The organism is Micromonospora wenchangensis (genome assembly GCF_002210435.1).
Lineage (GTDB): Bacteria > Actinomycetota > Actinomycetes > Mycobacteriales > Micromonosporaceae > Micromonospora > Micromonospora wenchangensis.
In genome coordinates this window covers 15,056-35,492 of record NZ_MZMV01000057.1, presented here as the reverse complement: position 1 = coordinate 35,492, position 20,437 = coordinate 15,056, and the positions used below count along the sequence as shown (strand labels likewise).

The following is a 20,437-nucleotide window of genomic DNA, read 5'->3' as shown; positions in this document are numbered from 1 at the left end:
CGGGGGAGACGGATCAGGAGTACGGCAGCTTCACCACCGACTGGTTGCCGGTGCCGAGGGTGGACGGGTTGACGCCGATAGCCGACCACACCTCCACCTTCACCGTGCCGCCGGAGAGATTGCCCAGCGCGCCGGTGGCCGACTGTAGGCCGGCGTTCTGCGTGTAGTGCTCGTAGCCGGGCACCGGGTCGGTGGCGAAGTACCGGTAGGTCTCCACCCGGTCGAAGGTGCCGTCCCCGGTCAGGTCGTAGGAGACCCGGGCCTGCACCCCGTTGCCGACCGACTGGCCGGCGTCGAGGAACAGGTCGAACCCGGTCTGGCCGCCGGTGTAGGCGAGGTTGAGCCGGGTCGCGGTGAACACCACCGGGTTGCTGGGGGTGCCGTCGTGGTTCGCGCCCCCGGAGCCGGGGACGGTGGTCGTCGCCGCGCTGCCGGCCGAACCGAGCCCGCCACCGGGCAGCAGGAACCGGGTCGGCGAGCCGGCCGGCGGGGTGGTCGGCGGCGAGGTCGGGCTGGTCGGGCTCGGCGACGGCCCGGTCGGGGTCGGCGTCGGGGTGGGCGACGGCGTTGGGGAGGTGGTCGGCGTCGGGCTCGGGTTGGTGCCGCCGGCCGCGTTGCCGCCGCTCCAGGTGTACGCCCCGGTCGTGGCGGTCTTCCCGGCGGCCACGGTGAGACCGGTCCCGTCGGAGAACCGTACGGTCAGCGGCGCGGCGGTGATGTTGCTGGCCACGTAGGTGCGTGCGCCGTTGCGGTTGAACACGGCGGCCAGCGGGTGGCTGGCGGTGACCGTGGTGTCGACCTGGCCGAGCGCGGCGAGGTTGCGGACCCAGTGGAAGGTGTGCGCCCGGCTCTCGCCCTCCTCCGGGGTGTAGCCGGGGTTGGCCCGCAGCTTGGCCAGCGCCGCGTCCGGGTCGCCGAGGGCGAGGAACTGCCAGTGGATGTCCTGCCACACGGTGGGTTCGCCGCCGTTGTTGCGGACCAGTTCGGCGTAGTTGGCCTTGTTGTAGGCCGGCCGGTAGCCGAGGTACAGGTGGCCGCCGGTGACGGGGAGCATGTTGATGCCCTGGATCATCTCCGGCTCGGCGCTGAACCAGGTGGCATACGCCCCACCGTCGCCCCAGACCATGCCGACGGTGGAGTGCCCGAACGCCGCCGGGTAGTTCTCGTCGTCGACGTCGAACCAGTACTCCTGGATCGTGGCGGCCTGGGTGGTGTAGATGAACACGCCCGCGTCCCGGACGGCGGTGTCGCCGGTGGCCTGACCCCACTGGATCAGCGCGTTGGCGAAGTTCATCCCCTCCGACGAGGACTCCTGGTTGTTACCGGCGTTGAACGAGCCGTGCCCGGAGGCCCAGTCGTGCCCGGCGTAGATGTCGAAGTCCCGCAGGTAGGGGAAGCGGGTGTCGGAGCGCTGGTAGTTGTTGGCGTCCCGGATGAGCAGGTCGACCATGCCACCGTACTGGCTCTGCGCGGCCCACGCCGGGTCGAACTTGGCGAGCGTCGCCGCCGCCGCGATGAAGTACCCGTAGTGGAAGTGGTGGTCGTTGAGTTCCTGGTCGGACCCGTACGACGCCGGGTAGCCGATCAGGGTGCCCCAGTTGCGGTCGTAGTAGAAGACCTTCGCGGCCTTGCCCGGGGTGGCGGTGAACCAGTCGGTCAGGGTGCTCCGGATGGCGGCCAGCGCCGCGTTGCGGGTCTCGGTGTCGCCGACCTGGTCGGCGATCTCGGCGATCCGGGCGGCCCGGCCGAGGCCCTTGCCGGTCCAGTAGGTGTCGGTGCCGCGCTGGTCCATCGGGTTGCCCCGGACCGCGGCGAGCTGTTCCTTCAGTTGGGCCAGGTCGGACCCGGAGCCGGTGGCCACGGCGGGCACCTCGGGCAGCACCCCGTGGAACTTCATCGCGGTGCGGAAGGAGGCCACCCCGGTCAGCACCTTCATCCGGCCGCGTGCCGACGGGTAGGTCTGGGTGAGCGGCGTGCTGCCGGCGAGCGCCTTCCACTGGTGCGGGTAGAGGCTGACCACGGTCTGCGTGGCGGTGCCCTCCCGGGCGGTGGTGGTGAACGAGTACGTGGTGGTCACGGTGCTGGTCGCCGGGTCGTAGGTGTAGCCGACCCGGGTGCCGGTGACGTGCGCGTGGGCGTACCGGCCGTAGCTCGTGGCGAGCGAGGCGCGGGCGGTGGCGTCGGTGGTGGGCGGCAGCAGGGCGATCGAGAAGTAGCCCTTGCCGGCCAGGCTGGAGGTGATCCGTCCGTTGGTGACGGACCAGGTCGCGCCGGTCGGGGCGTACCCGACGTAATCGTGGCCCCGGACGGTGAAGCCGATGGTGCCGCCGTTGTTGGACCAGACGGTGGCCGCGCCGCCGGTCGGGTTGATCTGGGCGTCGCCGCCGCTGGCCTGGAAGTAGGCGAACGGCAGCCCGTGGCCGATGGTGGCGCGCAGGGTCCGTGCCCCGTCACTCCAGTACGGGCTGACCGTCCAGTCCGTCCAGTCGTCGACCTTGACCACCGGTGCGCCGAGCGCGGCCACGCCGACCCGGATGTCCTCGGTGTAGGTGTACTTGAACTCGCCGACCCCGGTCGCGGTGCCGCTGACGGTGGCGGCCGACGGTGCCGAGAAGCCGAGCCCGTCGCCGAACGGCTGGTAGGACACCGGGTGGGCGTGCAGCGGTTCGCTGTAGGAGCAGTTCGTCTTCTTCCACAGCAGCGACGACCACCAGTCGTTGGTGGGTACCGGACCGGCGGGGGCGTTGGCGGTGGCGAACTGGCGGGGGTTGGTGGACAGTGCGCCGCAGCCGGTGGGCAGCGGGCCGACCGGGTCGGTGGTGTAGCTGCCGGCGCCGACGGTGGCGGCCTCGGCGGGGGCGTCGGCGGTGGTGAGGGTGAGACCGCCGACGAGGACGGTCAGGGCGGTGGTGGCGGCGAGCACCCAGGGGGCGCGGCGGCGGGGGACGGGAGGTGTCATCGTGCCTCCTCCGCGCGGGGCGGGTGGGCCAACTGCGCGCGGTTCGTCGGAATTCGAGGGTTTCATGGGTCGAGAGAGCGCTCTCTCTGCCCGGGACGTTAACCGACGAGTAATACCTACGTCAATGCGTACGGCCGATGACGCCGCCGTCGGCCCCGGTCAGCCCGCCCCGGAGGAGCCGCGCGGCGCGCGCGGACACCCGTGCTCCCGCTCCCAGGCGGTCACCGCCGCCACCGGCGACCGGTTGCCCTTCTTCCGCCACGAGTCCAGGTACTTCGCCGGCCACACCACGCCCCGCCGGATCCACCAGTCGTCGTGCCCGGTGCACTTCGGCGACAACCCGAAGTGCAGGTGACAGACGTTGTTCGCGTTCCCCGTCCGGCCCACCTCACCGAGCTGCTGCCCGGAACGCACCCGGATCCCGGCCTCGATCCCCGGGCTGACCACGCTCAGGTGCGACCCGTAGTACCGCACCCCGTCGTCGCCCAGCAACGACACCGACAGGCCACCGTTGTACGGCCCCAGCGGCCCGTTCCTGCGGAACCGGTCCACCCGGCTCACCTCCAGGACCGTCCCGTCGGTGACCGCCACCACCGGCTCACCGCAGTCGGCAAAGATGTCGGTGCCCGGATACCCCGAGTGCGTCGGGTGGTAGTCGACGTTGCCGGCCCGTACCGGGAAGACCCGGCGCAGCGCCGCCGCGTCCGGCGTGGCCGACGGCGTCACGGTCGGCGTCGGGCTGCCCGACTGGCTGCCGGCCGGGGCCGTCGGGGTCGCCGGCTGGTCGCCCGTCGCCACCGTCGACGGGCCGTCCCAGACCGGGCCCGCGACCGGCTCGTCCGTGCCGCACCCCGCCAGCACCGCCGCCGCGAGCAGCAGCACGGGGTACGCCGGACGGGTACGCCGTGGGCCGGGACGCAGCAGGGACATTCGGACATCCTGACAGACGGCTACCGTGGAGGTCGCACCGCCAGCGGCATCCGCCCGGCGACGGCTACCGGAACGGCTCGCCGACCCGAACCCGGCCGGTGACGGTGCGAGGGGTTCCGTCCGGCCGGAGGGGGAGCAGTGACCATGACCGACCACCAGCCCGGACGCGTCCCGTACGCCGCCTCGGGGCTCTTTCCCGCCGGTCCGCCCCGCCGGCCGACGTGGCGGGAACCACACCCCGTCACCGGTGCGGCGGTGGCCTCCGGTGGTGCCCTCGCCGCCGCCTGGCTGGTGCTCTTCGGGCTGCTCGGCCACGACGTCGCAAGCTACGCCTGGTGGACGGCGATCGCCGGCGTGCTCGCCTGGCTCGCCGCGTTCGCCCTGGTCCGGTACGGCGACCGGGGGGCCGGCACGGGCGTCGCCATCGTCACCGCCGGTGGCTGGAGCATCGCGTTCGCGGTCGTCGTGGTGCGGTGGGCGGTCAGCGCGGACTGGCCGATGTGGTGACCCAGCGTCATCACGCGGCTTCGTTTGCCGCACCATCTTGACGTACCCGCTGTGACTGGGGACGCTCTTCGGTATGGCCTGGAACACCCCGCGGCTCGACTCCGAGCGGAGCCGCCGCCGCCTCCAGATTCTCGCCGAGCTGGCGGGAGCCCGCGCGGTACGCCAGCGGGAACGGCCGCAGCGGGAACGCACCGAGCGGCTGCGCCAGCTCATCGCGACCCGCCGCCGCGTCGCCGGCTGACGAACTTTCCCCGGATTGCCGGCCCTTCGGGGCGTTGAGCGGTCGGCTGCCGACCCGACCGGTTAACGTGCACGCGTAACGAGTCGGCTGTGCCGAGGTATTTGGGGGAACCATGTCGTACTTCGCTGCCGCCGTGGTGCGCGACGAGGGCGGCTGGAACGCCGCCGAGGTGAACCTGCGCGGGGCCACCGACATCGACGAGGTCGCCGACCGGCTACGTGACGTCGAACCCGACGCCGACGTGTCGCTGCTCTTCGTCGAGGCCGACGACGCGTACCTGGTGGTGCTGCGCCTCGACGAGGGGGAGGACCTGCGGGTCTTCGGCTCCGACTCGGCGTACGCCGAGGAGTCCCGGCTGGGCGCGCTGCTCGTCGGTGACCTCAAGACGTCGGTCACCGGCCTCGACGACGTCGACGAACCGCCGTCGGCCACCGCCGGTGGCGGCGACGAGGAGAGCGAGCAGCCGGTCGTCGACCCGGAGGCCGACCCGGTGGGCGACGCCGACCTCCTCGCCGACCTGGGCATCCCCGCCCAACGCCTGCTCAAGCTCTGCTCCCACGAGGGCATGCTCCCCGCCGACGTGACCGCCGAGGTGTGCCAGGTGCTCGGCTGCGCCGACGAGGTCGAAGAGCTGCGTGAGGTCTGACCCTCCGCACGTCGGCGACGCCACGGCAGGGTCGTCCGGGGCCGGAGTCGGCCCGGGTTCGCCCGGTGCCGCCGGGCCGCTCGACGCCACCGATCCCGCCCTGGGCACCGTACGGCCGGGTCAGCCCACGCCCGGCGCGGCCGGGCGGGTCGGCCCGGGGGCCCACGAGGGACTGGCCGGGCCGGATTCCGCCGGTCGCCGGCAGCGGCACGAACGATGGATGCGCCGCGCCCTGGAGATCGCCGTGACCGGCCCGGACCTGCCCGCCGCCGACGCCTGCGCCGGACCCGACGGGGTGGTGGGGGACGTGCCGGTGGGGGCGGTGGTCTACGGCCCGGACGGCACCGAACTGGCCGTCGGCCGCAACGAACGGGAACTGACCGGGGACCCGACCGCCCACGCCGAGGTGCTGGCGCTGCGCCGGGCCGCCGCGCGGTCGGGCCGGTGGCGGCTGGACGGCTGCACGCTGGTGGTCACCCTGGAGCCGTGCACGATGTGCGCGGGCGCACTGGTGCTGGCCCGGATCTCGACGGTCGTCTTCGGCGCCTGGGAACCCAAGACCGGTGCCGCCGGCTCGCTCTGGGACGTCCTACGCGACCGCCGGCTCAACCACCGCCCCGAGGTGTACGCCGGGGTCCTGGAGACCGAGAACGCCGCCGTCCTGCGCGCCTTCTTCCGCTGACCCGGCCCGGGCCGGGGCCGGGGGGCGACGGGGCCGGGTCGGGGGCGACGGGGCCGATGTTGCGGTGTCCCGGGGCGTGGAGACCGCAACATCGGCCCCCGTGCGAGCCGTCGGGCGACGGGTCAGGAGGTGGCGACGGTGTCCAGGGCGATCTCGACCATCTGGCCGAAGGTCTGCTCACGCTCCTGCGCGGTGGTCTTCGCGCCGGTCTTGATGTGGTCGCTGACCGTCAGCAGGGTCAGGGCGCGGGCCTTGAACCGGGCGGCGATCGTGTAGAGCGCGGCCGACTCCATCTCCACCGCCAGCACCCCGTAGTCGGCGAGGGTGTCGTACAGGTCGGGGCGGTCGGTGTAGAAGGCGTCGGCGGCGAGGATCGGGCCGACGTGCATGGTGATGCCCCGCCGCTCGGCCACCTCCACCGAGGTACGCAGCAGCCCGAAATCGGCCACCGGGGCGTAGTCGATCAACCCGTCGAAGCGCATCCGGTTCATGTTCGAGTCGGTCGACGACCCGATCGCCGCGATCACGTCCCGGAGCTGGAGGTCCTCGGTGAGCGCGCCGCAGGAGCCGACCCGGACCAGCGTCTTCACGCCGTACTCGTTGATCAGCTCGTGGGCGTAGATGGACGCGGACGGCATACCCATGCCGGAGCCCTGGACGGAGACGTCCACGCCGTTCCACCGCCCGGTGAAGCCCAGCATGCCCCGCACCGTCGAGTAGCAGGTGGCGTCCTCGAGGTAGGTCTCCGCGATCCACTTGGCCCGCAGCGGGTCGCCCGGCATCAGGACCCGCTCGGCGATCTCGCCCGGCTTCGCGCCGATGTGCGTACTCATGGCAAAGATCCTGCCAGGCCGGCCCGGGGCATACCGGTGCGGCATCCGAACCGGTGTTCCTGTACCCTCGTCGGCGGTGGCGTGTCCGAGTGGCCTAAGGAGCACGCCTCGAAAGCGTGTGAGGGTTTACGCCCTCCGCGGGTTCAAATCCCGCCGCCACCGCTCGTGAACAGGCGAAACGCCCGGCAACTCTCCGTGAGTCGCCGGGCGTTTCTCCGTCGTGGTCTCAGTTTTGGTCTCAGTTGCCTCACGGTGCCTTGCTGAGTACCCCTGCCGTACCGTCCTCCGGGTCGTCGTCGGCCTTCGGCGCGGGCTGCCAGAGCAGACCACCGACCCGCTTGGCAACGTCGCGGCGGACCTGTCCCGTGAGGTGCTGGTAGCGCCGGGCCATGCCGGAGTCCGACCACCCCATGATGCCCATCACGGCGCGCTCGGCCACGCCGAGAATCAGCAGCACGGTTGCCGCGGTGTGCCGGGCGTCGTGCAGCCGCCCGTCGCGCAGTCCGGCGCGCGTCAGCAGCCGCTTCCATTCGGTGTAGTCGGTGCGCGGATTCACCGGGCCGCCTGTCGGCGTGGTGAACAGGTAGCCGGTGTCCGTCCAGAGCTGCGCGGCGGTTTCGCGCTCGGCCTCCTGTTCTTTCCGGTGCTGACGTAGCAGGGCAATCAGGGGGTCCGGAAGTCCGATACTGCGCCGACCGGCCCGCGATTTCGTGTCGGCGGTTTCCGCGCGTAATGGCTGCCGGTCCGGGCAGTGACCGCCGAACTTCCGGCCGCACGGTTTCGTGCAACCGTGCTTCCATTTGGGGCGCTGCCGGGCGCGGCGAACGGTAAGCGTTCCATCGTTGAGGTTCACGTCATTCCATCTCAGGCCCAGCACCTCACCCTGCCGCAGTCCGAGTGCCAGCGCGATTGCCCACCGCGCGCTGTTTCTCCGCTCGCTCGCGGCGAGCAACAGCCGCTGCACTTCCTCCACCGAGTACGGTTCGACCTCTTCGTCTTCGAGGCGGGGCGGTTTCGCCAGGCTGGCGGGATTGCGCACCAGGTGTTGACGGCGGACCGCCTCGTTCAGCGCGGTCCGCAGGGTGCGGTGCGCTTGGTGGGCGGTGGCGGCGGCGCTGCCGGCGGCCTGCATCTTGCGGGTCAGCTTCTCCACGTGCTCGGGTTGCAGCTTCTCCAGGCGGTGCGCGCCGAGCCCGGGAATCAGGTGCCGGTACACGGCAACCCGGTAGCCGGCGATCGTGTTGTCACGAACGGCCGGCGCGGCGATGTTCTCCACCCAGTGCGTGAGCCACGTCTTGACCGTCCACGACTGTCCCGCCTTGCGGACGGTGCCCTTGTCGCGGTCGCGTTCCAGCTCGCGCACCTTGCGGGTGACGATGGCCTCGGTCTTGCCACGAACGTGGCGGCGGTCGGGACTGCCATCGTCCTTGATCCCGACGGTCACACGTCCGTGCCAGTAGCCGTCACTGCCCTGGTAGATGCTCGATGCGCCGTTGGGCTTGCGTTTCCCCATCAGTTTCCCGTTCCGTCAGGCAGCGTTCTTAAGCGAGGTTTCGTCGGTGAGCAGGTTCTGTACGTACTCGTCAAGACAGAAGGCAGGCACGCGCCGGAGACGGCCGATCGTGACCGTGCGGATCTGGCCGGTCTTGACGAGCGCGTACATCGTGGTGCGGCCGATGCCGAGACGGCGCGCGGCCTCTTCGATGGTCAGGACAATGCGGGTGTCGGCGGTCGTCACTTCTGCTCCCTCGGGGTGGCGTCGAGCTGTGAGGGCGCGCGCCTCCTCGGCGGGACGCTCTCGATTGGCGTGATCACTCGTCGGCGGTCTTGGCGGCAATCCCGCGCACGATCACGTCCTCAAGCCAAGCCATGTAGTCGGCGGCTGCCTTTCGGATCTCTGGTGCCTTGTACTTGTCGTTGATGTTGTTGGCGGCGCGGATGTAGTCCGCGATAAGGCGCTGCGGGTGAGGTGCTGCGTTGCTGTTGTGTGGCGCGGTGGGCATGCTGAGCATCCTTTGGTCGGTGCGGGTCGGGCATGGAGGGTCGGTTAGGCAGTGCGGCAGAGAGGCGCAGAGCAGCCCACCAAGAGCGCCGTAGAGGCAAGATCTCGGTCGGGTGGGTATAAGGCGATGCACGAGATTGGCGCAGACGCTCTCAGCGGGCCGGGGTGGTGGGGTTGGCGGCGGGTGGTCGTGTCGTGGTGTGGGAGGGCTGAACCCATCTCGGCATCTCGGCATCTCGGCAAAGGTGCCGTTGAGCTGCGGAAACGTTTGCCGAGATCTTGGAGGCGGGTTTTCAAGATCTCGGCAAACGGCGGTGATCTCGGCAGGATGTTGCCGAGTTGCCGAGATTGACGTTCTCCTATCGGTTGGATCTCGGCAGGGTGTTTTCGCAGCTAGCGGGCTGGTTCTGCCGAGTTGCCGAGTTGCCGAGATGGGTTCAGCGGGTTTCAACCCTGGTGGTGCTCGACCCAGAAGACGGCGCGGTTGCCGCGTTCGTGGCGGCCTGCGCGGATGACGTGTTCGCTGCGCCATCGTCCGGCCTGTCCGGTGAGCATGCGGCCGAGTTGCAGTGGGTTGGGTAGGCGTCCGGCGGTGGTGGTGATGAACTGCCCGTCCCAGGGGTCGTGTTCGTCGCTGCCCAGGTGCATGGGTTCGGCGTCGCGGCGTAGGTCGGCGGCGGTGAGGGGTTTGTCGCCGTGGCGGTCGTGCCAGGTGGTGAGGAACGCTCGCCAGCGGGTTTCGTCTTCGTCGATGTCGCGGACGTCGGCGGCGTTGGTGAGGAATCCGTCGATGCCGTGGTGGTGGAGGAACCCGCCGAGGGCTTGCGCCCAGGGCGTGAACTGCCGCATCGACAGGCCGGCGGCGCGGGGTGCTCCCTGGTGTGTCCAGTCGAGTACGAGCACGAGCAGGTGCCACAGGACCGTGAGTTGGTTCGCCGGGGCGGTGATCCACTGGTCGAGGTGGGGGATGCCGAATCCGGATTGGTCGCGGAGTTCGGGGCGGGGCATGTTCGGGTCGAGGTGCACCCGGACGGTGCGGCTGGCCATGTCGCCGCCGACTTGCAGGTTGTTGCCGGTGGCCATCCAGAGCCGGTCGTTGACGGTGGCGATGTTGCGGGATGCGCCCAACTGGCGGTCGGACCACACTCCGGCGGTGACGAGCTGCGCGAGCACGGCGGAGTCGATGACGGTGCCCTCGGCCAGGTTGTCCCAGATGACCACGCCCACCTGCTCCGCGAGTACGGCGGTGATGGACTTGCGTAGTTCCTCGTCGGCGTAGGCCCAGGGCATGACGCGCTGTCCGTAGAGCATCCCGGGGCCGGCGGTGAGGATCGTCTTGCCGGACGACGGCATGGTGGCGTCGATCAGGGCGAACGGGGTCAGGGAGCGGGTGAAGTGCCGCAGGATCGGCGTTGCCAGCAGCGCCACGTAGTTGGCCCGATCGGCGGCGGACGCCCAGGGGAAGTCGCGCAGGAATCGGCCGAGCAGGAACCGGCGTGCTTCGGCCACCTGCTCCGGGGTGGGTTCGTCCGGAACGGGCGGCAGCGCCACCTTCGTGGCGAGGTAGAAGCCGGTTGCGGGGTCGTAGCCGGGGGTCTGCAACAGGGTGCCGTCGCGGCGCAGGACCGGGGCACCGATGATCCCGCGCAGCGGGGCCACCCCCGGCCACGTCTTCCCGGCCAGCACCGACGACAGGATCTCCCGGGACGGCGTGGTTTCCTCCTCGTAGGGTTCGGGATTGCCGGCGGCGTCCTTGCGGGTCTTGATCCGGTAGACGTAGGCGTGTTCGGCGAGCAGCCCGGCCAGGCCAGCGGGGTTGATGGTGCTCGCGGCCACGGGCAAGGGCGAGTCTTCGTCGGCGGCGGCGGGCAGCCCACCGGAGACCGCCTCCATGTGCACCAGCGCCCCAGCGGACACGTACGTGTCCGGCAACAGCCCGCGCACGAGCGCGGCTTTGAGGACGCGGATGCTCTCAGGGCCGGAGCCGACCTGCAACCGCTCGGTCACGCGGCCCTCCCTGCGGTGTTCAGGCAGCGGGGGTTACGCGCGCCGACGCGCAGCCCGTTGGTGATGGTGTGCGCGATCTCCCGCGCGGGCAGCCCGATCGACGCGGCGGCGGGTTCCAGGACAGCCCACACGTCGTCATCGGTGAGCGCGCCCCCGGCGGCGAACTGCCCGAGCGCGACGGCGGAGACGAACAGGGCGTGGTTGCGCTGTCCCTCGCGGGCGGTGGTGAGGTGGTCGACCTGGCGGCGGATCGCGGCGGCCACGTACCGGCCGCGCCGGTCCGGCGGCAGCGCCACGGCCGTGGGCCGGTAGACAGGCCGCGCAGCCGGCGCGAGCAGCCCGGCGACCCATCCGGGCAGCGGCGCGGGTTCCACGTCGAGGGCAAGGGTGTAGGGGCGGCCGGCGACGGTCGAACCGGCGGCGACGACGTACCCACCGTGGGCGCGGGTATCGACCTTCCACCCGAGCCCACCACGCTCCCCCGTGGTGTTGCGCAACTGCGGGCCGCTGGTCGGGTGGCGGTAGTAGAGATGGGTGCCGCCGCTGCCAGTGGTCACCGTGTGCGTGGCGTCGATACCGGTGCCCGGCGGCGCGTCGGGGCCGAACCCGTCGAACGGGTCGATCGGGGTGCCGTGGCGGGCTGCGAGGGTGGCGAACACGTCCCACCCGTCACACGCCCCCGCCCACTCCGGCGGCGGGGTGTCACCCACGTGCTTGGGCACGTCCAGGTCGACCACCACCAGACCCGATGGGCCGCACGCGATGCCGACCCCGTAGGAGCGGGCCGACCACGCCCGGCGGATACGGTCCGGGTCGGTGGTGGCGCGCTGCTCCCACCCCGTGTGACCGGTACGGCAGCGCGGGTCGCGGCCGGCACAGTCGTCGGCGGTGTGGTCGGGGAACGCGGGCCGCTTGTCGTCCGGGCGCAGCGGGAACACGTGCCAGCCGCGCGCGGCGTGAGCCAGGGCGGCGGCGAGCAGGTCGGGCATGGTTTGGTTCTCCTGTCCGGTGGGTTTGGTCAGGGCAGCGATGTCGTCGGGGGTGGGGTTGCGTAAGACGGAGATGCCAGCCTTTTCGGCCAGCGCGGCGCATCCGGTCGCGCCGGGCGAGCGGTCGCGGATGAACGCCACGACCAGGTCGGGGCGGGTGGCGACCATGACGGCGTTGCGGCGCGGGCCGGCACCGCGACCGGTCGACCAGTCGGCCGGGTAGCTCTCCACCGACACCCCGCGTCGGGCGCACCAGGTGTGAGCGATGTTGTCTGCCCCGCGCGGGCAGGCCCCGTGCAGCACGGTCAACACCTGCCCGCACCGGTCGTGCAGGGCGGTGAGAACGCGGTCGATGGCGGCGCGGTCGGTCCAGGCGCGGGAACCGGTGACGAGAACCCTCATCGGCATTCCTTCCTGGCGCAGGCGGTCTGGTGGCCAGCGCCGCGTGGGCGCTGGCCACCAGGCAGTGAGCGCGCGAAGCGCGCCGGTCAGGGGTTTCGGGTCAGGTGAAGCACGCGCCGTTGTCGCCGTAGGAGAACACCCTCACGCCGCACCTCCGGAGCGCCGGTCGGGGAACGGCAGCACGGTCGCGCCGTCGTCGCTGGCCGGGCCGGTGGGGCGCACGCCGCGCCGGGTCGCGGTGACGGTCAACCGCAGGTACAGCCGGGAACGACCGGCGTCGGTGCCGGTCAGCGGCCGACGCGTCCCCTGCCACGCGACGCGGCCGGCGGCGGCCAGGGCGCGGGCGGCGGCGTCGAGTTCGGCCGGGGTGCCGGCCAGCCACACTTCAAGGCCGGACAGCGGCGCGTCGCGCCGGGAGGGCCGGTCGTCGCGGTGACCGGCCATCACTCGGGTTTCCCGTTGGCGACCGACAGCAGCACGTCGGCGTGGCAGGGCTGGCCGGGTGGGCACCAGCACGCCAGGTCCCGCCCAGCCAGGTCGCGGCGGGCGGCGGCGATCAGGTCGGGTTGGGTGGTGAGCCACTGCCGGTACTGCTCGACGGCGTCGGCCCGCGCGGCGGGTGTGGGGTTGTCGGCGGTGAAGGGGTTGCCGTAGCGGCCGGGCCGCCCGACGTAGACCGTGTTGGCGGGCATCCGCCATCCGGCAGTGCGGCGGCGCTGAATGCGGCGAGGGTTCATCGCGGGGTCCCCTTGTCGTGAAGCTCGCGGAGGTAGTTGAGGGCGACGCGGCCGGCGCGTAGGTGCTCGCCGTCGCCTCGGCAGCGGCGGCAGGCGCGGGCGGCGCGGAGGAAAAGCACGGGTCGGCGTCCGGTGCCGTGGCAGCGGCGGCAGCGGGTGAAGGGCCGCCGCCAGCACACCGCGAGGTAGCACAGCGTGATGGCAGCGAGGATGAGTAGGAACAGGCCGGCGGTGCCGGCGGTGGTGGTAGCGGTAGCGGCGTACGAGGTCATGCAGGTGCCTCCGGGGCCGGTTTCGCAGGTGCGAGGGTGCCTGGCGCTACCCGCTACACGGGCGCATAGGTGCTGGCCAGGCATGTAGCGGAGTGATGTAGCGGCGGCGCTACCCGTAGCAGCGCCGCCGCTACCACTCAGGCGGACTCGCGGCCGTCCATCAGACGGACAATGTCGACCTTCCGGGCACCCCGGTTGACCGACCCGCGCATGTTGACGCTCACGCTCGGTACACCAACCGCGCGGCACTGCGCGGACACGGATTCGTCGGTGGCGTCGGCGTAGTGCTCCGGCATCTCCTCCGCCAGCCGGGCGGCGATGACCTTCCAGTGCAGTCCGGGTTCCTTGCCCCGGAACACCGCCCGCACGTCGGCAAGGACGTCGCGCTTCTCCCGGGTGATCTCCTCGCCCAGGGCGTAGCCGGACAGAGTGCCGGCCGACTCGCGGTGCCGCCGCGCGGCGGTGAGGATGCGCTCGGCGTCACCGTGATCCGCCAGGTAGGTGCGCACGATCGGCGTGTGGTCGTCGGCCCCGTAGAGGATGCCCACCCCGAGGTATTCCTTGCCGGTAGGCAGGGCGGAGGCGTCGAACCCCTCGGCGTAGGCGTCCCCGCCGAGGATCGCCTCACTGACGATGCGGTTGCCGCACTTGAGCGCGAACCGGACGGCGTGGTTGTCGCGGTAGCGGTTGAACAGCCGCGCCACGTCACCCGCACCGACCCCGGAGGGCTTCTGCGACGACGACAGGATGATCACCCCGGCGGACGGGCCGACCGCCATGATGAACGACAGGAGAGCGGCGATCTCCTTGTTGTCGTCCTGGTCGTCGGTCTCGAAGTAGTTCTGGAACTCCTCCATGACCAGCACCCACACGCGCAGCAGCGGGTACTTGCGCGACAGCTCCCGCGTGATCTTCCCTTCCGGGCATTCGGTGGTGGGGAGCTTGGCCAGGAAGTCGTTGACCTCCTGAATGTGGGTCTTGACCTCGCGCAGCATGTCGAGCAGGTGCGTGATCGGGTCGTTGTCGCGGCTGTTCGGGACCACGCCGCAGACGTAGCGGTGGGCGATCAGCCGGAACTTGTCCCAGTCGGCCGACATCTTCCCGTCGACCACCAGCAGCCGCGTGTACGGGTCGAGCGCGGCGAACAACGCCAGCGCGCGGGCGGCGAACGTCTTGCCCTTGCGCGGCTGCGCACCGATCAGGATCGACACCCACATCATCAGCAGCTCGACCCTGTGGCCACGCTCGTCCAGGCCGAACGGGGCCGGTGCCCAGATGTCGCGGGGCTTGCCGTCCAGCAACGGCGTACGTCCCGCCGCCACCGCCAGCGGGTCCCGGTCCGCGACGAACAGGGTGTGCCGGCGGTGGGAGGTCTTGTCCCGGGTCAGGAACACCTGATTGACCGACACGTCCAGACCAGCAGCGATAGCCGGGCGGGCCTTGAGTACGTCTTCCCAGGTCTTGCCGTTGAACGGCAGGTCGATGAGCACCTGAGAGCCGGTGTCGGAACGGTCGCGGGACATGTTCGACCCGAACGTGATCTGCTGGTTCGCCCGGTCCGGGTGCCCGAGACCGGCGGCGTAGTAGGCGCGCAGCACGACATCGGAGTTGATCCGCCGGAACCGGCCCGCCACCGTGGCCGGGGTGATGATCGGCCGGTCGACGGGTCGGCCGATGTGCGCCAACCCGGCCACCGCGCCCACCCCGGCCAGCGCCAGCGCCCACCACGGAGCGAGCGCCACCACGATCGGACCGCCGACGACGACCGCGGCGACCTCGCCCACGAGGACGGTGCCGCGCCACGCGCGGGTGGCCTTGACCTCCCGGTGCAGCTTGTGCCACATCGCCGGGTCGTTCGCGTCGGCGGCGGCCTGCCGCAACGCGCTCTGCTCACTGACCCACCACCAGCGGCGCTGCCAGTTGGCCAGCCGGAACAACCCGATCGTCGCCCAGAACGACGCCTGCACGGCGTACCAGGGCGAACGCAGGCCATGGAAGCCGGCCCGGTAGGCGGTCACCGCGAGGGCGTAGCGGATCGACGCCTTGATGTTCGCCCACCCCGCGAGGGCCGGGGGAACGACCGGCTTGCGGCCGGACGGCGACAGCGGCGGCACGTCGACCGGCCCGCCGCCCGGGGTCGGCTCCTCGTCCAAGGGCACGTCGTAGTGCGTGCGCTCGTCCCCGGCGGGCGGACGCGGACGCGGCGCACGCCGCGAGCGGGCGTCGTCCAGGTCCACCACCTCGGCATCCGGGCCGCCGGTGGTCGGGTTGGTCAGATCGGTTTCGGCGGCCTGCCAGTCGAAACGGTCGTCATCGTGCGGGGGCGTCATGATGGGGATTCCTCCAACAGGTCTCACGGATCTGGGGGGGGTTGTCGAGGCCGTAGGCCGCGCCGCCGGGCGGGGTCAGCGAAAGCGGCCGGAGCCGCCGCAGGTGGGGCAGGTCTTGAACCGGGTGCAGTCGGTGTAGGCGACCCTGCGGCCGTGCTTGTCGATGACGTCGTTGCAGCCCTGGATGTAGTGGGCGACCTGCCCCGACCCCTTGCAGGCGGAGCAACGGATGATCGCCTCCACGGCTTTGGTGATCAGGTTCTTGCCCATGTCGGGGTGTCCCTTCCGGCGACCAGTCGGTCTGGCGGCCACCACCGCCACCGGGTGATGAGCCGGTGGCGACGGGGGCGGTCAGCGGTGCTGGTGGTGGGGGAAGGGTCAGCGGCGGTCGCGCGGGGCGGCGCGGCCGTTGAGCTGCCGGCGTGCCCGCTCGGCCTCGGCGCTGTCGTGCAGCGCCCGGCGCTGCCGCTCGGCCTCCTGCCGGGCGGCCGTCGTGCCGGTGACGGTGGCGGCGGCCTCAGCGTCGCGCCACTGCTGGTAGGCGTCGATGAACCGCTTCGCGCTCACCGCTTGCCCTGCTTCGCATCCCGGGCGCGGTTACGCTCGGCGGCCTGCCGCTGCGCCTCGGCCATCTGCGCCAACCGGGCCTCCCGGTTGGCGGCAACGCGCCGCTCGTGCTGCTCCCGGTACTGGCGATCGGAGATGTGCATGCCCATACTGGTGGTCCTCCCGAGATCCCAAGCGGGTTGAGGGGTCGGACCGGCGGCACAGCACTGGTTTCCAGGCCATTCGGGCTGTGCCGCCGGGCGGGGTCACTTGTCGGTCACGCCGCAGCAGCGGCAGCAGCGGCCCATCAGCGGCGGCCCTTGAGCTGCTGCGAGAGCAGGCCGTAGCGGATGCGCTCGTCTTCGTCCAGGACGACCGGGTTGCGGCCGGCGGCCCGCTCGTCGCGGATCTGCCGGTCGAGGTGCTTCGGGTCGACCTTGACCTCACGCGACCGGCCGTTGGCGTCCTCGCTGAACAGGTACTTCTTACCCACGGGGTTCCTTCCGTCGTGCCGGCCAGTCGGTCTGGCGGCCTCCGAGCGCCACCGGCAGGTGCGCCGGTGGCGACGGAGGCGGTCAGGCCGCGATGAGCAGCGCGGACGCGAACAGCCAGCCGATGTGCCAGGACTGGTCCAGGGCGTACGCGCCGGTACCCAGCGAGGGGTTGTCGTCGCGACCGGGCCGGGGGGTGCCCAGGGCGTAGAAGCGGGCCGACCCGAGCGCGGCGGCGATCCGCTTGAGCGGGGTGCGCCGGTCCGCGATGTAGTGCGACACCGCCGAGACGGTCAGCCCCACGCCGACCGCCCACGGGTCCAGCCGCAGCCCGGTGCCGGCGATCAGGAACACCAGCGCCAGCAGGGCGGTGAGCGTGTAGGTGGCGACGTGGGCGGCACACGCGACGCGGCCGGGCCAGCCGGGCAGGCCCTTGCAGTCGGCCTGGTGCTGCGACTGAACCCAGTGGTCGCCCACCTGATGAGCGACGTACAGAGCGATGAACACGGCGGCGAAACCGGCGGCGTGCGCGCCGGTCGGATCTGCGAACATGAGAGGCAACTCCCGAGGGTCGATGAGGCTCAAAGGGGTGGGCCGGCGGCACGGCTCAGGTTGCGAGCCGGTGGCCGTGCCGCCGGGCGGGGTCAGGACTGGTCGGCCTTGCCCTGCTGGGCGGCCGACGCCTTGCGCTGCGCGATGGCCTTGTCGCTGAACCACGACGTGTTGGCCTTCTGCGCCCGCCGGTTCAGGTCATCGGCCTGCCGGTCGGTGATGGTGTTCGGGACGGTGGTCTTCTTGCCGAACATGGGTTCTCCCCCGGGGTCAGGCGGCGAGCGGAACGGGGGTGCCGTTGACCGGCGTCGGCGCAGCGTGTGGGGCGGATGGTGAACCGGTCACGGGGCGGGGCCGGTGGCGCTTGACAGTGCTCACGCTGACGTTGGCGAGGTGGGCGATCCGCTCGTGAGTGGCGGTCGGCTCGGTGGTGTGTGCGGCGATGACCCGCTCAGCGGCGGTCAACGACCGGGCCACGGGCCGGACCGGACGGACCGGTTCACGAACCGGCGTGGCCGGTGCCGGGGTGACCGGCTCGGCGTGGTCCCACGGGTCGCCCGGAACCTCTGCCGGTTCCTCCGATGTCGTCTCGGCCGGCGGCGCGGTGACCTTTTTGGCCGGGTGGTCTTTGTCGGCTTGGCGTGCGGCGGCGCGGGCGGCCCGTTCGGCGTTGTAGCCCTCCCACGCCTTACGCGGGTCGCGTTCGTTGTGCTCGATCGACCAGCGGGCCGCCATCAGAGAGCGGATCGGGAACATGCGGCGGCGCTTCGGGGAGAACTCCACCCCGGCGTCGTCGATGAGGCTCGCGTCTTCGGCCAGGAGTTGCACATGCTGAGTACGGCGGGTGTGCAGTCCCCACAGCCACGGGCTGAGTAGGGACAGCAACGCGAACGCCACCGCCGCCGCCGTGGGTGCGGCCCCGTCGGCGAAGTGGGCGTAGTTGATGGCGGCGACCACAGCGGCGATCAGCCATGCCGCCCGGCGCAGACTCGCGGCGGTGGCGTGGGCTTTGAGCATCAATGCGTCGTGGGCGTGCCACTGGACGTAGACGGCGATGGACTCCAACGCTGCGGAGAACGCCACCGCGAACGCCACCCGAGACGGCCCGTTCCACGCAGCCGGGGCGATCTGGTCGTAGGCGTAGGCGGCCTGCGCGTACGCTGCGCCACCGTTGATCAGCAGCAGCGGCAGCACCGGGCGTAGCTTCGCGCCGAACTCCGCCCGCGCCCGGCGGCGCCGCTCCCGCGTCTCGGTCCGCTCGACACGCCGGGCGGCGTCGCGGCGGCGGCGCTCCTGCTCATCGGCGAGGGCTTGCCGGCGGGCGTGTTCGGCGTTGGCTTCCCGCTGCTCCCGGTCGAGCTGCGCCATCAACCGGGCACGCTCGACATCGGCTTGTGCGGACTCACGGCGGGCCGCCGCGCGGGCGGCCAGGATCGCCGGATCTTCCGGCGTACGACGAAACACTGGGGTGTCCTTTCCTAGTCAGTGGTTGCAGCCGGGGCAGTGCAGGCCGGGGCAGCACACCCCGGAGCGGCGCAGCAGCAGCGCCAGCACGGCCAGGACGAACGCGCCGCCGGCCAGCAGCGGCAGCAGCGCGATAAGCGCGGTGACGAGCTGCATGGCGAGGTAGCCGGCCACCGCTACCGCCGTGGTGGCGGGCACGGCGACGGCGGTCACGACCGGCCAGCGGCGGCCGGTACGGGTCGGCGTGGTGGTGCGGGCGGCGCGGGGCCGGTCGATGAACCGGACCGTCACCCACACCCGGCCGTCGCCGTGCGGCATCTGCGCGGGCAGGGTCATGCCGACAAGGCGGTTGGCGTCGCGCAGCGTCGCCACTACTGCGGCGACCTCTCCGGGGGTGCCGACCACGCGGCGGGACACGATCGGACCGGGTACCGGGTGAGCGGGGCGGGTCGTCCGGGTGGTCATGCGGCCACCGCCGGCAGGAACTCGGCCGGGGTGTCGGTGGTCGGCTCGCAGCAGTGCAGCCGTACCCGGACGCCGCGCCAGTGGCCGTGCACGTTGGTCAGTACCTTCGGCACGTCATCGCGCTGGTAGGGCTGGCTGTGCCACTGCTCGACCGGCAGGCGCATGTACCGCGCCCACCGGCGCAGGTCGACGTGGGTCGGGAAGTCCAGTTCCAGCCCGAACTTGTCCGACGCCTCGACCTTGGCCGGTAGCGGCAGCGCGTTGCGGGCCATCGCGTCAGCGACGGTGAACAGGACAACGGGAAGGCTCGGCGGGTTCTTCACCGTGGGCACCCCCTACGCGGCCCGGCTCGACGCGGCACGCGCGGCCAGCAGCGCGCGGGCCTCCCGCAGCACCCGCTTACGCGCCCGGCGTACCCGCTGCCAGTCCAGGTCGGACGGGGACGGGTCGGCGCACAGGATCGTGATCTGCGCGTCGAGCAACAGCACCTCGGCATCAATCAGCGGCATCTCCCGCTCGATCTCGGCCAGGTCATCGACGCTCGGCCCATCCTGGTCGGCGTCGTTCAGGTCGTAGCTGCTCACTTGTGGGACCTCCAGGTGGAGTCTGTGGAGAGCCCGGCGGCGCTGGGCAGGAACGCCCGCGCCGCCGGGCTGGCGATGGATGAGATGCACGGTCACCTGAGCCGTGCGCGGCATCTTTTCGGCGGGAGATGCGGCCCAATTCAGTTGTCAAAGAGCAGGTGCACAGCGGTCCGTGGGCGCGCAGCGCCGCGAGGCGCTGCCTTCCCCGGTCACCAACCGGCGGTGTAGCTGATTTAAGCGCTAAAATTAGCGCTGAAGTTGTGCGGTGTCAACCAAGTCGGGACGACTAGGATCAGCGGATCAGGCAGTCAGACAGGGAGGCGTCGGGTGGAGGATTGGCAGGCCGTGGCCAGTGCCATCAACAGCCGGATGGCCGAGTTGCCGATGACTCAGCAGGAGTTGGCCGAGCGCTCCAAGGTCTCGGTGGCGACGCTGCGAGAGCTGCAATACGCGACGGCGACCCGCAAGCGTTCCGCTCGTACGCTCGCTGCGATCTCTCACGCGCTCGGCTGGCCGGACGACTACCTTCGCGCCGTACTGACCGGCACCACGCCGCCCACCGGCAGCGGGGCAGCAGGGCCGGCGGACAGTTCTTCGCTGGTGCTGGCTCGGCTGGATCAACTGCACGCCGAGGTGCGGCGGCTCGCGGATGCCGTCGAGCGGATCGGGATCGATGTCGGTCATGACGACAAGAACACCAGTTCTGGACGCGCACCCGAACACCGTTCGCCAGCCGGGTAGACGCACTTCACTAGGCACCGACTAGGCACGGGTGTGCATGGGTCGATGCCTACGCCA

At 71.5% G+C, this 20,437-nt stretch carries 27 protein-coding genes and 1 tRNA gene; 6 read left to right on the top strand and 22 right to left on the bottom strand.

The window, feature by feature from the left end; genetic code table 11:
- Positions 1-13 precede the first annotated feature (13 nt).
- Together B5D80_RS25895 and B5D80_RS25890 are read right to left on the bottom strand one after the other, a co-directional pair.
- Complete coding sequence (locus B5D80_RS25895; RefSeq protein ID WP_088646558.1) at positions 14-2,959, bottom strand: glycosyl hydrolase; 2,946 nt, start codon at positions 2,957-2,959, stop codon at positions 14-16.
- 159 nt (positions 2,960-3,118) lie between these two features.
- Complete coding sequence (locus B5D80_RS25890; RefSeq protein ID WP_088646557.1) at positions 3,119-3,889, bottom strand: M23 family metallopeptidase; 771 nt, start codon at positions 3,887-3,889, stop codon at positions 3,119-3,121.
- A gap of 144 nt (positions 3,890-4,033) precedes the next feature.
- Here B5D80_RS25890 and B5D80_RS25885 point away from each other — a divergent pair, with 144 nt between their 5' ends.
- The 4 genes from B5D80_RS25885 to B5D80_RS25875 all read left to right on the top strand — a co-directional run bounded on the left by B5D80_RS25885 (position 4,034) and on the right by B5D80_RS25875 (position 5,965).
- Complete coding sequence (locus tag B5D80_RS25885; RefSeq protein ID WP_088646567.1) at positions 4,034-4,396, top strand: hypothetical protein; 363 nt, start codon at positions 4,034-4,036, stop codon at positions 4,394-4,396.
- Between the two features lie 73 nt (positions 4,397-4,469).
- Entirely contained in the window at positions 4,470-4,637 is a 168-nt protein-coding gene (locus tag B5D80_RS33760) for a hypothetical protein (RefSeq protein WP_168222581.1), read from the top strand.
- A gap of 112 nt (positions 4,638-4,749) precedes the next feature.
- On the top strand, positions 4,750-5,283 hold the full coding sequence (locus B5D80_RS25880; RefSeq protein WP_088646556.1) for a tRNA adenosine deaminase-associated protein: 534 nt from the start codon (positions 4,750-4,752) through the stop codon (positions 5,281-5,283).
- A gap of 220 nt (positions 5,284-5,503) precedes the next feature.
- Positions 5,504-5,965 carry a nucleoside deaminase gene (locus B5D80_RS25875; protein ID WP_088646555.1) on the top strand — a complete coding sequence of 154 codons (462 nt, stop codon included), beginning with the start codon at positions 5,504-5,506 and terminating at the stop codon, positions 5,963-5,965.
- Between the two features lie 122 nt (positions 5,966-6,087).
- Here the strand turns inward: B5D80_RS25875 and deoD are convergent, their stop codons facing one another.
- Positions 6,088-6,798 (bottom strand): purine-nucleoside phosphorylase, encoded by a 711-nt coding sequence (gene deoD, locus B5D80_RS25870; protein ID WP_088646554.1) that lies wholly within the window; start codon positions 6,796-6,798, stop codon positions 6,088-6,090.
- A gap of 75 nt (positions 6,799-6,873) precedes the next feature.
- Between deoD and B5D80_RS25865 the strand changes: the two genes are divergently transcribed.
- Positions 6,874-6,960, top strand: a tRNA-Ser gene (locus B5D80_RS25865).
- Positions 6,961-7,045: 85 nt separating this feature from the next.
- On the opposite strand, the gene B5D80_RS25860 is transcribed toward B5D80_RS25865, so the two are convergent.
- The 19 genes from B5D80_RS25860 to B5D80_RS25780 form a co-directional block, all read right to left on the bottom strand.
- Positions 7,046-8,311 carry a tyrosine-type recombinase/integrase gene (locus B5D80_RS25860; protein ID WP_088646553.1) on the bottom strand — a complete coding sequence of 422 codons (1,266 nt, stop codon included), beginning with the start codon at positions 8,309-8,311 and terminating at the stop codon, positions 7,046-7,048.
- A gap of 15 nt (positions 8,312-8,326) precedes the next feature.
- A complete protein-coding gene (locus B5D80_RS25855; RefSeq protein WP_088646552.1) occupies positions 8,327-8,536 on the bottom strand; it encodes a helix-turn-helix domain-containing protein in 210 nt (69 codons plus the stop codon).
- Positions 8,537-8,609: 73 nt separating this feature from the next.
- Positions 8,610-8,801: a hypothetical protein gene (locus B5D80_RS25850; protein ID WP_144081762.1), complete on the bottom strand. Its 192-nt coding sequence runs from the start codon at positions 8,799-8,801 to the stop codon at positions 8,610-8,612.
- 446 nt (positions 8,802-9,247) lie between these two features.
- The gene (locus B5D80_RS25845) at positions 9,248-10,807 is read right to left on the bottom strand and encodes a hypothetical protein (protein WP_088646550.1); all 1,560 of its coding nucleotides are present in this window, start codon (positions 10,805-10,807) and stop codon (positions 9,248-9,250) included.
- Positions 10,804-12,198 carry a bifunctional DNA primase/polymerase gene (locus B5D80_RS25840; protein WP_158224240.1) on the bottom strand — a complete coding sequence of 465 codons (1,395 nt, stop codon included), beginning with the start codon at positions 12,196-12,198 and terminating at the stop codon, positions 10,804-10,806. Before B5D80_RS25840 ends, B5D80_RS25845 begins: the two co-directional genes overlap by 4 nt.
- Before the next feature lie 141 nt (positions 12,199-12,339).
- Positions 12,340-12,642 carry a hypothetical protein gene (locus B5D80_RS25835; protein WP_205789285.1) on the bottom strand — a complete coding sequence of 101 codons (303 nt, stop codon included), beginning with the start codon at positions 12,640-12,642 and terminating at the stop codon, positions 12,340-12,342.
- Positions 12,642-12,890, bottom strand: coding sequence for a DUF4326 domain-containing protein (locus B5D80_RS25830; protein WP_245854984.1), 249 nt, complete (start codon positions 12,888-12,890; stop codon positions 12,642-12,644). The genes B5D80_RS25835 and B5D80_RS25830 overlap by 1 nt, the downstream gene beginning before the upstream one ends.
- A gap of 41 nt (positions 12,891-12,931) precedes the next feature.
- Positions 12,932-13,207: a hypothetical protein gene (locus tag B5D80_RS25825; RefSeq protein WP_088646547.1), complete on the bottom strand. Its 276-nt coding sequence runs from the start codon at positions 13,205-13,207 to the stop codon at positions 12,932-12,934.
- 137 nt (positions 13,208-13,344) lie between these two features.
- Positions 13,345-15,537 (bottom strand): cell division protein FtsK, encoded by a 2,193-nt coding sequence (locus B5D80_RS25820; protein ID WP_088646546.1) that lies wholly within the window; start codon positions 15,535-15,537, stop codon positions 13,345-13,347.
- A gap of 75 nt (positions 15,538-15,612) precedes the next feature.
- Positions 15,613-15,807 carry a hypothetical protein gene (locus B5D80_RS25815; protein ID WP_088646545.1) on the bottom strand — a complete coding sequence of 65 codons (195 nt, stop codon included), beginning with the start codon at positions 15,805-15,807 and terminating at the stop codon, positions 15,613-15,615.
- 108 nt (positions 15,808-15,915) lie between these two features.
- Complete coding sequence (locus tag B5D80_RS25810; protein ID WP_088646544.1) at positions 15,916-16,104, bottom strand: hypothetical protein; 189 nt, start codon at positions 16,102-16,104, stop codon at positions 15,916-15,918.
- A complete protein-coding gene (locus B5D80_RS33485) occupies positions 16,101-16,247 on the bottom strand; it encodes a hypothetical protein (protein WP_158224239.1) in 147 nt (48 codons plus the stop codon). The genes B5D80_RS25810 and B5D80_RS33485 overlap by 4 nt, the downstream gene beginning before the upstream one ends.
- 143 nt (positions 16,248-16,390) lie before the next feature.
- Positions 16,391-16,576, bottom strand: a complete 186-nt coding sequence (locus tag B5D80_RS25805; RefSeq protein ID WP_088646543.1) for a hypothetical protein — start codon at positions 16,574-16,576, stop codon at positions 16,391-16,393.
- Positions 16,577-16,658: 82 nt separating this feature from the next.
- Complete coding sequence (locus B5D80_RS25800) at positions 16,659-17,126, bottom strand: DUF3307 domain-containing protein (protein ID WP_088646542.1); 468 nt, start codon at positions 17,124-17,126, stop codon at positions 16,659-16,661.
- 92 nt (positions 17,127-17,218) lie between these two features.
- Complete coding sequence (locus B5D80_RS33755; RefSeq protein WP_169733107.1) at positions 17,219-17,380, bottom strand: hypothetical protein; 162 nt, start codon at positions 17,378-17,380, stop codon at positions 17,219-17,221.
- A 16-nt stretch (positions 17,381-17,396) separates the two neighbouring features.
- Positions 17,397-18,590: a hypothetical protein gene (locus B5D80_RS25795; protein ID WP_088646541.1), complete on the bottom strand. Its 1,194-nt coding sequence runs from the start codon at positions 18,588-18,590 to the stop codon at positions 17,397-17,399.
- An 18-nt stretch (positions 18,591-18,608) separates the two neighbouring features.
- A complete protein-coding gene (locus B5D80_RS25790) occupies positions 18,609-19,055 on the bottom strand; it encodes a hypothetical protein (RefSeq protein WP_088646540.1) in 447 nt (148 codons plus the stop codon).
- Positions 19,052-19,378 (bottom strand): hypothetical protein, encoded by a 327-nt coding sequence (locus B5D80_RS25785; RefSeq protein WP_240762454.1) that lies wholly within the window; start codon positions 19,376-19,378, stop codon positions 19,052-19,054. Before B5D80_RS25785 ends, B5D80_RS25790 begins: the two co-directional genes overlap by 4 nt.
- 12 nt (positions 19,379-19,390) lie before the next feature.
- Positions 19,391-19,639, bottom strand: a complete 249-nt coding sequence (locus B5D80_RS25780; protein ID WP_088646538.1) for a DUF6284 family protein — start codon at positions 19,637-19,639, stop codon at positions 19,391-19,393.
- A gap of 327 nt (positions 19,640-19,966) precedes the next feature.
- Here B5D80_RS25780 and B5D80_RS25775 point away from each other — a divergent pair, with 327 nt between their 5' ends.
- Positions 19,967-20,380 carry a helix-turn-helix domain-containing protein gene (locus B5D80_RS25775; RefSeq protein ID WP_211291652.1) on the top strand — a complete coding sequence of 138 codons (414 nt, stop codon included), beginning with the start codon at positions 19,967-19,969 and terminating at the stop codon, positions 20,378-20,380.
- Positions 20,381-20,437: the final 57 nt, after the last annotated feature.

Coding starts and splice junctions, on each gene's coding strand:
- B5D80_RS25835 (WP_205789285.1), bottom strand. CDS start 12,642: ATGGCCGGTCACCGCGACGACCGGCCCTCCCGGCGCGACGCGCCGCTG.
- B5D80_RS25830 (WP_245854984.1), bottom strand. CDS start 12,890: ATGCCCGCCAACACGGTCTACGTCGGGCGGCCCGGCCGCTACGGCAAC.
- B5D80_RS25895 (WP_088646558.1), bottom strand. CDS start 2,959: ATGACACCTCCCGTCCCCCGCCGCCGCGCCCCCTGGGTGCTCGCCGCC.
- B5D80_RS25840 (WP_158224240.1), bottom strand. CDS start 12,198: ATGAGGGTTCTCGTCACCGGTTCCCGCGCCTGGACCGACCGCGCCGCC.
- B5D80_RS25790 (WP_088646540.1), bottom strand. CDS start 19,055: ATGACCACCCGGACGACCCGCCCCGCTCACCCGGTACCCGGTCCGATC.
- B5D80_RS25815 (WP_088646545.1), bottom strand. CDS start 15,807: ATGGGCAAGAACCTGATCACCAAAGCCGTGGAGGCGATCATCCGTTGC.
- B5D80_RS33485 (WP_158224239.1), bottom strand. CDS start 16,247: ATGCACATCTCCGATCGCCAGTACCGGGAGCAGCACGAGCGGCGCGTT.
- B5D80_RS33760 (WP_168222581.1), top strand. CDS start 4,470: ATGGCCTGGAACACCCCGCGGCTCGACTCCGAGCGGAGCCGCCGCCGC.
- B5D80_RS25875 (WP_088646555.1), top strand. CDS start 5,504: ATGCGCCGCGCCCTGGAGATCGCCGTGACCGGCCCGGACCTGCCCGCC.
- B5D80_RS25880 (WP_088646556.1), top strand. CDS start 4,750: ATGTCGTACTTCGCTGCCGCCGTGGTGCGCGACGAGGGCGGCTGGAAC.
- B5D80_RS25850 (WP_144081762.1), bottom strand. CDS start 8,801: ATGCCCACCGCGCCACACAACAGCAACGCAGCACCTCACCCGCAGCGC.
- B5D80_RS25825 (WP_088646547.1), bottom strand. CDS start 13,207: ATGACCTCGTACGCCGCTACCGCTACCACCACCGCCGGCACCGCCGGC.
- B5D80_RS33755 (WP_169733107.1), bottom strand. CDS start 17,380: ATGTTCGGCAAGAAGACCACCGTCCCGAACACCATCACCGACCGGCAG.
- B5D80_RS25800 (WP_088646542.1), bottom strand. CDS start 17,126: ATGTTCGCAGATCCGACCGGCGCGCACGCCGCCGGTTTCGCCGCCGTG.
- B5D80_RS25820 (WP_088646546.1), bottom strand. CDS start 15,537: ATGACGCCCCCGCACGATGACGACCGTTTCGACTGGCAGGCCGCCGAA.
- deoD (WP_088646554.1), bottom strand. CDS start 6,798: ATGAGTACGCACATCGGCGCGAAGCCGGGCGAGATCGCCGAGCGGGTC.
- B5D80_RS25890 (WP_088646557.1), bottom strand. CDS start 3,889: ATGTCCCTGCTGCGTCCCGGCCCACGGCGTACCCGTCCGGCGTACCCC.
- B5D80_RS25885 (WP_088646567.1), top strand. CDS start 4,034: ATGACCGACCACCAGCCCGGACGCGTCCCGTACGCCGCCTCGGGGCTC.
- B5D80_RS25860 (WP_088646553.1), bottom strand. CDS start 8,311: ATGGGGAAACGCAAGCCCAACGGCGCATCGAGCATCTACCAGGGCAGT.